We start from the raw sequence: 12,692 nt of genomic DNA, 5'->3' as shown, positions 1-12,692 counted from the left end.
GTACCCTTATGCGGGTCTAAACTTCTCGATGGGATCTTCCTTTTCGTTTCCGGCTTCCATATCCCTGTTAGCGTTGTAGTTCTGCACGAAATCTACAAACTCATCCTGGGGCAGGGGCCTAGAGAAGTAGTAACCCTGAATGTAGTCCACGCGTTGCTTTTCCATGGCGCGCAGTTCTTCTTCGGTCTCGATACCTTCGGCCACCAGCTTCATGTTCAAACCGTGAGACATTCCTTCTACGGCGTTCACCACATACTTGGCCTTGTCATTCTTGAAGTAGGACTTGCTCATGTCGAAGTCCAGCTTCACAATGGAAACCGGCATATCCACCATGTACATCAGGTTAGATTCGCCCTTTCCGAAGTCATCCAAGGAGAAGGTGACGCCATGTTCCAGCATACGTTCCATGTTCTTCAGCAATTTCTGCTTGGTCACGATGGAGGCCGTTTCGGTAATTTCCAGGTTGATCTTCTGGGGCGGAACGTGGTAGCGGTCCATAATCTCGATCAACTTCTGAGACAAGCCTTCATCTTCGCACTGGACCACCGACAGGTTGATTTCGATGTAATCCAACAGGTCCATGTTCTTCGAGATGAATTCGCAGGTCTGTTCAAAAATCTTGTAGCCCAGTTCCGAAATGGAACCGTTCTGTTCGGCAACGGGAATGAAATCGCTGGGCATCAGGATCTTTCCGTCGCGGGTGCGGATTCGGGCCAAGGCCTCGCCAGAAGAAATTCGCTTGTCGTGAACAGAATAGATGGGCTGAATGAACGTCTCGATGCGGTTCTCGATCAGGGCGTTATTCAGTTCTATTTCAAGCTGCTTGCGGTTATGATAAGCTTCAACCAAACTGTCGTTGGTGGTAAAAATTCGGCTCTTTTCGTTGTCGCAGGTCTTGGCGAAACTCAAGAAACTCAGAACTTCTACGGCATTGTTGAATATGGAGCAGTTGTCGCTGCGCACAAATCGGGCCAGTTTAGAAATGTAGGGAATCAGGGCTGCTTCTCGTTCCAGTTCCTTGCCTAGGTCGTCAATGGCTTCCTTGGTCCTGGCGATGGCAATAAAATCCTGGCCGATGCCTCTAAAAACCCATACGCCGGGTATGCGTTCCATGACGCTGAGGGCGTGGGAGGCTTCCTTGTACAGGGCGGCACCAGTCAGTGTTCCTGAAGATTTCAATGAAACGGACATCAGGTGGATGGGGGCCTTGATTTCCAGCATTTCGTCCAGGTAGTTCAGCAAGGCGAAATAGTTGAAACAGCCATATTCCTTGTCCAGCTTAGATTCCGGCTTTTCGAGCAAGACGAACAAGATCAACACGCCCAACGCAACGGCCAGGCTAGAAAGCATGATATGGGGAACGTAACGCTGAGTTAGGACTAGGGCCACCCACATGGCAATCCAGAGCAGGATCCCAAAACGTCTACGACGTTCCACCTTTTCGATATTCTTGATCAGGAAAAACAGGGTGACCAGGAAGTTTACGCCCACAATGACATAGCCCACGTTAATGGCCGGTCCGTAAGAAAATCCACGGGGGTCGATATGGGTGGTATGAACGGCTGCTAGAACGATTTCGGCCAGAAGTACGGCCAGGGTCGTCTTGTTCAGGTCGTTATAGGCTTCTTTCTTGAGAATGTTGGCCATCAGGTAGATCAGCACGGTCCCCGAGCAGAGGATGATGGACCCTTCGTAGATTTTACTCATGCCCTTGATCATGTTCAGGGGTAGAGTATCCATATTCTGGATGGCTAAGACCTTCAAAATGTCGAGAATCAGCATTCCCGTAGTAATGCGAAGTGCCCTGCTGAACACCCTTTCGCTACGGAGCATCAGACGCTTATGAGTAGAGTAGATCACATGGATCAACACTATTATAATTAGACCGCATATCTGATACTGGAAACTCATCGGTTGTAAAATAACTTTTTATTGTAAGAAAAATGGTTCTTTGACGCGTAAAACGGAAAAAACACCACAAATAGCGGTGTTTTTGACTCAAAGTGTGATTTTGCTTAAATGAAAATCGCTAGAACTGGAAGTAGATGAAGGGGCAGGAGTCTGCGCTCATGAACTGGTAGATCACGAAGATGATAAGGGCCGTTGCCAAGACCATGACCGGGATGGGGAGCATGGCGAAGTTCAGGCGGTACCATCTCTTGTATTTTTTGGGGATCCAGTGGATCAGCATACCGGCAATGAACACCAAGATAATGTTCATGTGTTCCCAGGCGATGGCCGGGATGGTTTCCAGCTTCCAGGCGGTACCCATCTGCTGCACCATGTTCTTGGCGGTGTTCCATGCCACTTCGTTGGCTTCGGCGGGGTCCAGGTTGGAACCGGCGCGGAAGAACAGACGGGTAAAGGTAATGAACACGAAGGTCAGGGTGACGTTCCAGGCGGTATGGAGCCAGCCGAAGGTCTTGTCGCTGAACAGGCGGAAAATCATGACGGCGTAGATGCCGAAGAAGATAACGCCAAACCAGACGGCAGAAATGGCGAAAATGGCGATATGTTCCCGCTTGAAAATGATGGCCGAGACCGCAAACAGGATAAAGGAGGCGAAGGCGCGGAACTTGAGGCTGCGCTTGACCCAGATCTTGTTGAATACCTGGCCGAAACCGTTAAGGCCGCCCCAGATAATGAAGTTCCAGCTGGCTCCGTGCCACAGACCGCCCATGATCTGAGTGGTCATGGCGTTCATGTTGGTGGTAATGAACTTGCGGGATTCCGGCTTAAAATAGGCGTACAGGGCGATGTAGACAAAGAACAGGCCGATTCCCAGTCCCACCCAGACGCTACCCGAAAGCAGGATGGCGGTGAGGGCGATAAAGGCAATCCAGAAATAGGTGCCGAAACTTGCGCCGCGGTTGCCGCCCAGGGGAATGTAAAGGTAGTCGCGGAGCCAGCTAGAAAGACTCATGTGCCAGCGGCGCCAGAATTCTGTGGGGGAGATTGCCTTGTAGGGGGAGTTGAAGTTCTGGGGCAGGCGGAAACCCATGAGCAGGGCCACGCCAATGGCGATATCGGTATAGCCCGAGAAGTCGGCGTAAACCTGGAGGGAATAGGCAAACAGGGCAATCAGATTTTCGAAGCCCGTAAAAAGCAGCGGCGTATCGAAAACGCGGTCCACGAAGTTTGTGGCCAGGTAGTCACTCAGGATGATCTTCTTGGCAAGGCCGTTCAGAATCCAGAACACGGCGATACCGAAGGCAGTGCGGGTCAAGAAGAACTTTCTATAGAGCTGGGGGACGAACTTGTCGGCGCGGACGATGGGGCCTGCCACCAACTGGGGGAAGAAGGTCAGGTAGAATCCGAAATCCAGGATGTTGGATACGGCCTTGATCTTCCCGCGGTAAATATCGACGCAGTAGCTGATGGCCTGGAAGGTGAAGAAGGAAATACCCACAGGCAAGATGATCCGGTCTACCAGGGAATTGGTGCCGAACATGGCGTTACTTGCAGCGGCAAAGAAGTTATAGACGTGAAGTTCGATGCCGAAAATGTCGTAGATTACATCCAGGAAGAAGTAGGCGTACTTGTAATAGCTCAGCACCAGCAAGTCGATAATCACTACCAGGACCATCCAGACTTTCTTTTTCCACTGGGTTTCTGTAGATTCGATCCACTTGCCTATAAAGAAGTTGGCCACGACGCAGAAGGCGAGAATGCAAACATAACTGCCGCTGGTCTTATAGTAGAAGAACATACTTGTGGCAAACAGGAAGGCGTTGCGTAAAAGTATGCGCTTGTGAACTAGAGTCAAAATGGCAAAGACCACTGCGAAGAATCCCCAGAAATAGAACTGGGTAAACAGCAGGGGGCTGTTGGGGTCGAAAGAGAAGGTGCGGGTTAAGTAGGGAATAACGTAGTCAAGCATCGTTCAGTAATTCGTTAGGGTTCCTGGGCGGGCAAATTTGCGATGTGTTCCTGGTAGGCGTTGATCAGGGCCTTGTAGAAAAGGTCTCCTAGCAGGTTGTAGCCTGCCAGCTTGAAGTGGACCTTGTCGGATTTTGCAAGGTCAGCCTTTTCCCACTTGGACATGGAACCCAAACCACCCATGAGGCTGAACTTATCCCATACACCGGCCTTGTACTTTTCTGCCAGGGTAAAGAAGGCCTTGCGGGCTACATCGCCATTGGGGTGCTGCACGTAGCGCTTCTTTTTCACCTTGCGGTACATATCGTTGTTAGTCTCGAAAATGACTGCTGCATTGGGGGATACGCGCTTGATGCGGGCCAGGAGCTTGCCGTATTCCTCGATGAACAGCTTGTCGTTAAAATGTTCTACGTTGGCGTCGTTGATGCCGATGGCGAAAATCACCAGGTCGGGCTTGTAGAATTCCATCTGACGTTCCAGCAGGGGGCAGACTTCTTCGAAGTAGTCGTGGACGCGGGCGCCGTTGATGCCTACGCCAGTGTAGGTGATACCCGGATTGTCGGTTTCGGTAAGGATGCCGGTCAAGGTGAAGTTGGGGCGTGCATTCTTCTTGACGGAATCGGGAATGATTTCGTCGTCGGGAATGCAGTGGACGTTGACGGCGTTCGAGGAATCTTCGTTGGCTGCGGCTGTAGCCTGGATGGCGTCGGAACACTTGCGCAAACCTTCGCTGTTGCTCATGCTGGCGGCGACTGTTTCGGCCTTGGCCATGCAGGCGGTATCCAGCAGGTCGCAGTCCCCCTGGAACATGGAATCGCTGGGGGCGTCGGGAGCGATCAGTGCCACGTTGGCGGGTACGTTTGCTGCCGGCTGTGCCGATGCGCTAGAAGCGATTGCGGAATCCTTCTGGGTGGTGTCGGCGGAAGCGCGGGCGATAGAATCCTGATACAGGGAGTCGGTAATGAACTTGGCGATGGCGGCCTGCTGCAGGCTATCCATCCAGCGGAACTGAATCTGGATGGTGTCGATGGGGCGGGGGCAAGTGAACACGTAGCTCTGGCTTGCGGTGTCCTGGACGCCATAGATGTCAGTGGTGTCGACGCGGAGCACGGGGACCACATCGTTGTTGTCGCTGTAGCCGAACAGACGCAGGCGGGTTTCGCCCCACATGGGTTCGCTGTTGTACTTGTCCAGCAAGATGCTGATTTCTGCGCGGGGGTCGCTGGTGCTTACGGCGATACCCAGGAGACCCAGCGGGCGGGTGATTTCTTTCTGGATGTTACGATTGCGATTCCAGATGCCCTTGTAGGCGCTGCCGTAGGTCGAAGGGGTGTTGGTCTTTGCGGCGGAGTAGGGGAACACGAAACCGCGACCTGCACTGGCGCCGGGATATTCCTTGATCAGATGTTCGCGGATACGCCCAGAAATAACGTCGGCCTGTAAATGGGAGCCGCCGATATGCAGGATCTTTACCTGACCGCGGTTCTCGAAAACCAGGGTGTCCAGCTTCTTGAAGAACGGTTCGAAACTGGCGTTCCCCTTGGGGAACTGAATCACGTTCAAGGTGGAATCGATGAAGCTGTACTTGCTAAAATCAATGTGGTAACTACCCGGGGCGATCGGCAGATCTTTTGAAAATCCGCAGGTAAAACCAGCTAACACTATAAGTAAAGTAAAGAATATGCGAATCACTTTTTCCCCTTGGTGGCAGCCTTTTCTTTGGAAGATTTTTCCTTGGCGGCCTTGGCCTTTGCAGCCTTAGCTGCCTTGGCTGCAGCTCTTGCTCTCTTCTTTTCTTCCTTCACGCCGTCGGCATACTTATGAATGTCCTTCAGCTTTTCATCGGTAATGTGATGGCGTTCGCGGAACTGGAAGTAATCGTAGTGCATGCGCAGTGCGGCACAGAACAGGTCACCCATATAGGCGGCGCCGCGGCGCGTAAAGTGAATGTGGTCGGTAAAGCCCAGGGCCGGTTCCTTCTGAACCCACTTCATCATGGATCCGTTTCCTCCCATAACGCGATGCATGTCCCAGTAGGCAACACCGTTTTCCAGGGCGATTTCCCGGAGGGTCTTGATGGTAATGGCAAGGCCCGGGTAAGTCTGCCATTCTCCGTCTTGCTGGCGGGCCATGTCTGCAGGACCGATAAAGAGAATGTCGGCGTCGGGATTGGCCTTCTGGATGGCTTGGATCTGGCGGGTGATGACCTTCTTCAACCATTCAACCGTCTTGGAGCCCATGCCGGGAACCATGTTGCCACCGTATTCCATAATGATCAGGCGGGCGTTCATGGCCTTGTAGCTTTCGGCCAGCAGTTCGTTGTCGATGCGGTGGAATATTGTACCCGAGCTTCCGCGCATGGCTACGTTGTCTACGTTCACACCATAAGAACCTTCGGCAGATATGGCGTAGATTTCTGCAGAACCAGAAATGTAGAGCTTGGCCAGGGAAGTTGTATCGGGGAGTTTCCAGGTGTACACGGCCAGCTTGTTGAACTTTTCGATGGCGGGAGCCTGCATCTCCACAATCTTGGAATAACGCTTTTCCTTGATGGAGCTGTCGGCGTTGACGATGGTGTCTACGAAAGTCTGGCTGATGTTCAGCTTGGTTCTGATGCGGGCGTTCTTGTTCACCAGCAACTTGATCTTCTTGTAACCGCCAACGTGGGGGAATGCGTTCTTGCGGCCAGTCTTACGCTTCTGGATGGTAATGGAAGCTTCGCCATCTAGCTTAGAAAGCTGTGCCAGGGGGCCGTAACGGCTGTGGTCCGCTTCTTCGTCGGAGGGTCCAAACAAGATAAAACGTTCCAATGCGCCAGAACTGGAGTGGCTGGTTGTCTGTGAAGGAACGGTCATCATGGCGGGCATCATGCCGGGGCCAGCACCGCCGAATTCATCTTGCAGGTCTTCGCGGATGGTGGCAGAGATGCGGTCTTCTTCTAGCTGGGAGTCACCGTAGTGAATGATGTGTACGGTGTTGCTGTCCAGGGCGGCCAACTGCATATGCAAGAAGAACCTGTCGAACCAGGTGGCGTCGTTGTTGGGCAGGTCGAATCGGGTCTTGCCCTTTTCGAAGAAGTCCTCGTAAAACTTCAGAGAATCCGAGAATTCGGCGAATTCCTTTTGACGGGTTGCTTCCATCATGGCCTGGATGGCGGCTTCGGGATCTTCCTGGGCGGCAGAGGAGTCGCCTTCGACCTTGGCAGGAGCCTTCTCGAAAATGTCCGTCAGCTTGGGGTAACGGAGCGTCTTATCGCCAACATGAATTCCGCCTTCGGGGTAAACGATGGCAATAATGCCAAGGACCACGAAAAGGCTAAGGATGCTAAGTAAGGTTTTAAGAGGAGTCATGTAGTTAAGTATGAGGTATGAATTACGAGGTACGAGAAAATGAAGAATGAATTACGAAAAAAGAGAAAACGTGTGGGCAAATGCTTTTTTGCGGTTTCTCATAATTCATAACTCATAATTCATAATTGCGAAGCTACAGTGCTGCTCTAATGGATTCTACGTTGCCTACGTGCATGGTGCCGTCGCGGAGGTCCTTGTATTCGAACTCGCCTGCGGCTGCCTTGTCGCCGTCAACGTAAACAACGATCTTTGCACCCTGGTAGTTTGCCTGGTCCAGCTGCTTGCCCATCTTCATGGAAGCCAGCGGGTGGGAAACGGAATTACCATTGGCGCGGAAGGTCTGAGCGGTCTCGAAAACCTTCTTCATGTCGTTGGTGAAACTTGCGATGTAGAAGTCAACGCTCTGCTTGGGGTCGGGGAGCTTGCCGTGTTCGCGGAGCAAGTCTGCCAAAACCACGTCGCCCATGCCGAAGCCAACACCCGGAATACGGTCGCCGCCCAGCTTTTCGGTGAGGCTGTCGTAACGGCCACCACCTGCGATGGCGCGCATGGATTTACCCTTGTCGAACACTTCGAAAACGATGCCGGTGTAGTAGGCCAGGCCACGGACGATGCTCAAATCCAGATTGACGCAAGCGCCAAAACCAGCGGCTTCCAGAGTGGCGAACAGGTCCTTGATTTCTTCGAGAGCGGCGGTAGCGGCTTCGCTATGGACTGCAGCCTGGACTTCTTCGATAGACTTGCAGCTCATGAAGGCGTCAAGCTTCTGAACCTGTTCTTCGGTAAGGCCTGCGTCGGCCAGAGCCTTGGCGAATGCTTCGGGGCCGATTTTCAGACGGCGGTCGAGAGCGGGGTAGACCTGGGCGGGGTTCGGTGCGCCGATTTCGTCCAGGTAAGTGGCCAAGAGCTTGCGGCTAGAAACGCCAATGGCAAAGTCAGTGTCTTCCAGACCGAATTTGCGGAGCATGGTGGCGATGGATGCCATCAGGTCGGCTTCGGCATAAATGCTTTCGGTACCGATAATGTCCATGTTCAGCTGGAAGAATTCGCGAAGGCGACCCTTCTGAGCCTTTTCATAACGGAACAGGCGAGGCATAGAGAACCACTTGAAGGGCTTCTTCAGTTCGCGGGCCTTCTGGATCACCAAACGGGCGAGAGTCGGAGTCATTTCGGGGCGGAGGGCGATTTCGCGGTCACCCTTGTCTACGAAATTGTAAAGCTGGCTTACGATTTCTTCGCCGGACTTTCCGGTGTACAGCTCCAGGTGTTCAAACATGGGGCCTTCATATTCTTCGTAAGCGAATTCTTCGGCGGTTTTACGCCAAGTGTCAAAGATATAGTTCTGAATGCGCTGTGCTTCAGGATAAAAATCGCGGGTGCCTTTCGGCAGCTGGGGAATTGCAATACTCATAGTGGGCGCAAATTTAGAAAAAAGAGAAAAGCCCCCGAAAAACTCGGGGGCCAAAAAAGGTCTTTATTGAACCGTTTAGGAACTTACTTCACCATGATCATGGGGCTGGTTTCGCTTAGCAGGTAGGTCCATTCCTCGCGAATCTTTTCGTATTCGCTGGGGTCGGCGTACAGGGCGAAGGTAGTCCACTTGATGCAATTCTGGGCGTTGGTGCCTTCGGCGCAGCCCTTTTCGTAGCTGACGTAGTCGGGAGCGCGGGTCAGTGCCTTGGGGCCATTCACGGCCACTTCGCGGCCACCGGCGGCCTTCGCATTCAGGCTGTAGCTGAACTGAGTCTCATGAGGCATGCGGATGGGGTGATGACGCTTAGAAACCTTGGGGAGTTTGAACAAACTACGTTCCCACACGTTGGGGAATCTTCCCTTCAGTTCAGAACCGCCCTGACCGAAGTAACCCTTGGAGGCGTAAGTCACCACAAGAACCAGGGGCTTGTTGAACTCCGTCAGATTCTCGATCTTGATATTTCCGATACTTACGTCGGGAATACCGGAGGCCAGGAAGTCTTCCATCAGCTTTTCCTGTTCCTTGACGTCGCGGCCATAGAAACGGTTACGCATGACGCTTCCGAACTTGCCTGCCAGAGCCACGGAGTCGCGAAATTCGCAAGCGCCGTCGTTGCCAATGAACAGACGATGGTCCACAGAAATCTGATGTTCCTGATTATCTTCGAGGATAGGCGTCGTCACCACGCGGCTGCTGTCGTCGTCAATGATCAAGGCCACCTTGCCTTCCATATCCAGGGGCACGGGGCGGTCGTTACCCGTCTTGTCGGTAGCGTCTACCCACATTTCGCTGATGTTCCCCTGCTTGGGAATATAAAGAATCATGTGGTTGAACTGCTGGATGGTGGGCAGCTGTTCAAAACCTTCTTCCGTCAGGTGGATGGCGGTCAGATAACTCTTGACGCCAATGGACTGCAGCATTTCCTTAAGCAAGAGGGCCATGTCCTTACAGTCGCCGCGGTGCTGCTTGAGGGTGGATTCTGCTGTTTGCGGAATCAGGCTGTGTCCGCCGAAGCGAATGTCGCGGTAACGGATATCGCGGCGCACAAAGTTGACGATGGCCTTGACGGCGTTGTCGTTTGCCTTGGATCCCTTGACTTCAAAAGCCTTTTCGCGAACAGAAACGGCCTGCTTGAACTGATGCTTGATCAAGTTCTGGTAATCTTCGCCAACAGAAGCCCATTCCTGCTTGCCGGTGAGCATGACACCAGCGCCAAAGTCGCGGTAAACAGGCATGTAGAGTTCCTTGCGGATCACCACGGGGCTGTTGATCTTCCATTCCATGCCGCCCTTGATTTCCTGACGTTCGAGAGGACCATATTCTTCGGTAACGAAGCGGTCCTTGTCGGCGTAGATGCGGAATACGGATTCACCAACGGGAACATCCTTGGAACTGATGAAGTTGGTGTAGGGGATCATGCCCTTGTTTTCTATGTTGGTTCGGCTGTACTGCATGTACACGAAGTCACCCGGTTCCAAGTCCGTCAGGGGGAAGTGGGCCGTCTGGGATTCGTTGCCGCCACCGACTTCGGTTGCATAGGTAATATAGGCACCGTTCAGGCTGGCCTTCTGCTTCAGCTTCATGTTGCTGTCGTAGACTTCCAGGGCGTTAATATAAATGCGGTCAAAACCGGGCAAGAAGTCGAAGGTGAACTCACGATAGATGGCGGCACCGCGCACATCCAGGATTTCCATGAGCATTTCTTCGGTGCGGGTCCAGGCGAACCCCTTGTCGCTTGCGCCCTTGTCGGCCTTGAGGGCGTGCTTGTTGTAATGGACCACGGCGGGGAAGTCCCCATCTACGGCTTCGGCCTTGGCTTCGGGGCGCAGCAGCTTCTTCAGGTCAGAGGTGCGGTCTTCCACCGGAGTAATGGGTTTTTGCAGGGTGCGGTTGTCAGCCTTGCCCAGGAAAGCCTTGGTGGCCGACAGGAAACTCTTGGCATCTTCGTTATCGGGGCGCAGGGAAAGGGCCTTGGTCAGGCTCTTTTCGGCTTCGCGGTAATTGCGGGAATAGAAAAGGATCTTGCCCTGGGTGGTCCAGATCTTATAATCGTTGCGGTCCTTGGCCAGAGTCTCTTCGCTAATGGCGCGGGCCTCTTCGTAGCGGCCCAGGAACATGAGGGCGTCCATCAAGGCGGTTCCCAGTTCCACGCTCATGCCGAATCGTCCGCGGACACCATAAAGAACGTCCACCGCTTCGGCGTACTGGTCAAGCCCCATGTAAGTCTTGGCCAGGTACACACCCAGACGGCTGCTGGGCTGGGTATCGTAAAGACGCTGCACCACAATCAGGGACTGGTTGCGCTGGCCCAGGCCCCACAAGGCGTCGCTCAGGTTGATTACATATTCAGGATTGTTGGGAGTGTAGCGCAGGGCGCCTTCGGCACATTCGCGGGCGCGGCCATAGTCGAACAGTGCCTCGTACATTTCACCCAGAATGCTCAGCAGCTTTCCGTTCTTGCGGACCAGTTCCTTCTGGCTTTCAAAATGGCTGATACCCGGGCCGTACAGTTCCTTCATCTGGTACACGAAACCGCAGTTGATCAGGTAAAGGGGGTCCTCGGGGTCCATCTTGTTGGCGCGCTCGAAGTAACTCAAGGCCACCAGGGGTTGATTTTCAAGCAGGCGGAGCAGGCCCACCTGGCTCATGATGGCGGCGTTGAACTTGGCCTGCTTCTTGGCGGCCTCGGCAGAGGCGTCTGCGGCAGGAGCGGCTCCCATAGTCAAGCCTTCTACGGCTCGATCCATCAGTTTGCTGTACTTGCCCTTATTTATCCCCTGGGTCCAGGAGACGATCAAAATCCCGCGACCCTCATTATATATATATCGACCGGTGTAATAGAAGTCGAACTTGTTCACCGTGTGGGTCAGGGTAAAATCCTGGGCATAAAGGATATTACCGTCGGCATCCTTGATCTTCTGGCGCTGCACGTCCAGGGTGGGGTTCCCCGGATCCACACCAAGGCGCACCAAAAGCACCTTGAACAGGTCCTGCTGGCTCACTTCGTCCTGGGGAATTATGGCGCCGTACACAAACAGCGAAACATCCTCGGCCTTATTAGAAAGAACCAGGTCCGGGTCCTCGTTCTGGCGGGAAATCCCCATCCAGTGGTGCCAGAGGGTGTCCTTTACGGCCCAGTCGTAGCCCAGGGCGTCGGAATGATAGCTCTGGACGTTCTCCGGAGAAAGCTCGGGGCCCGTTTCCTGGGCGGTCTCCAGCATCTGGAAGTCGGCGAAGAATTCCTTCCATTCTTCCTTGAGGGCACCGGGAGCCGGAACATCGTCGGTAGCCGACAGCGTCAGAGTATAAATATGGTTGCCGCCGCCGGTGACAAAGCCTACGGCTTCATAAGGGGTTTCGTAGCGCTTGCCGGCCACGTCAAAGAAGGCTCCGGTAGTCCCGAAAGCCTCTTCGGGGTAGGTTTCGGCCAGGGTGGCCTTCTTTCCGCTACTTTCGAAAGCCTGCATTTCTACCTGGGCTCGGTCCATCAGGCGCATTGGTTCGCCCTGGGGAAGTTCCACTTCTATAAGGACCGCACGGCGCCCAGTGCTAGCATTATAAAATTCGTAGGGTACGCCGGATTCTCCGGCTTCGGGGCCGCTAATCAGGGCCCAGTCTGCGGGGTTCTTGACCTTGAAATTGAAACCGGCCGAACCGATGGCGCCAGAACGGGCTGATTTCTTAGCGGCGGGGGCGGACTTTGCCTGGCTGTTCAGGGTCGAGGCGGCTGTGGGGGTGCCGTCGTTGAAATAATCGTCGGCGTAACTACCCTGGGTAGTCTCTTCGGGGGCGGACTGGGGGGTGTTTTCGGTCAGGGGAGCACCGTTACCGGCACAGGAAACCAGAAAAAACAGCCCGAAAAGGGGGGCAAAACGGAACATTTGGGCAATTTTCAAATTCATAAGCCAATAAAAAGCAAAAAATTTTCAAAAGACTCTTTTCAACTTTCGCAATTTTAATAAATTTGGAGTCAGTTGAGCGTTCCCTAT

6 protein-coding genes are annotated in these 12,692 nt (G+C 53.5%); all 6 read right to left on the bottom strand.

Annotated features, from left to right (window positions below):
• Window positions 1-6: 6 nt before the first annotated feature.
• Complete coding sequence (locus B7992_RS05010) at window positions 7-1,860, bottom strand: EAL domain-containing protein (RefSeq protein ID WP_175547680.1); 1,854 nt, start codon at window positions 1,858-1,860, stop codon at window positions 7-9.
• Window positions 1,861-2,029: 169 nt separating this feature from the next.
• Entirely contained in the window at window positions 2,030-3,880 is a 1,851-nt protein-coding gene (locus tag B7992_RS05005; RefSeq protein WP_088658515.1) for an MBOAT family protein, read from the bottom strand.
• 14 nt (window positions 3,881-3,894) lie between these two features.
• Window positions 3,895-5,541: a GDSL-type esterase/lipase family protein gene (locus tag B7992_RS05000; protein WP_249269274.1), complete on the bottom strand. Its 1,647-nt coding sequence runs from the start codon at window positions 5,539-5,541 to the stop codon at window positions 3,895-3,897.
• Between the two features lie 26 nt (window positions 5,542-5,567).
• A complete protein-coding gene (locus B7992_RS04995) occupies window positions 5,568-7,229 on the bottom strand; it encodes a GDSL-type esterase/lipase family protein (RefSeq protein ID WP_141099744.1) in 1,662 nt (553 codons plus the stop codon).
• A gap of 133 nt (window positions 7,230-7,362) precedes the next feature.
• Window positions 7,363-8,640 carry a histidine--tRNA ligase gene (gene hisS, locus B7992_RS04990; RefSeq protein WP_088658549.1) on the bottom strand — a complete coding sequence of 426 codons (1,278 nt, stop codon included), beginning with the start codon at window positions 8,638-8,640 and terminating at the stop codon, window positions 7,363-7,365.
• An 83-nt stretch (window positions 8,641-8,723) separates the two neighbouring features.
• A complete protein-coding gene (locus B7992_RS04985; RefSeq protein WP_088665711.1) occupies window positions 8,724-12,605 on the bottom strand; it encodes a DUF3857 domain-containing protein in 3,882 nt (1,293 codons plus the stop codon).
• Window positions 12,606-12,692: the final 87 nt, after the last annotated feature.

Origin of the sequence: Fibrobacter sp. UWH1, assembly GCF_002210365.1 — a bacterium.
Lineage (GTDB): Bacteria > Fibrobacterota > Fibrobacteria > Fibrobacterales > Fibrobacteraceae > Fibrobacter.
This window is presented reverse-complemented; position numbering and strand designations above follow the sequence as displayed.

Excerpts from the sequence above, each read along its gene's own strand:
- B7992_RS05005 (WP_088658515.1), bottom strand. The coding sequence starts at position 3,880 with ATGCTTGACTACGTTATTCCCTACTTAACCCGCACCTTCTCTTTCGAC.
- B7992_RS04995 (WP_141099744.1), bottom strand. The coding sequence starts at position 7,229 with ATGACTCCTCTTAAAACCTTACTTAGCATCCTTAGCCTTTTCGTGGTC.
- hisS (WP_088658549.1), bottom strand. The coding sequence starts at position 8,640 with ATGAGTATTGCAATTCCCCAGCTGCCGAAAGGCACCCGCGATTTTTAT.
- B7992_RS04985 (WP_088665711.1), bottom strand. The coding sequence starts at position 12,605 with ATGAATTTGAAAATTGCCCAAATGTTCCGTTTTGCCCCCCTTTTCGGG.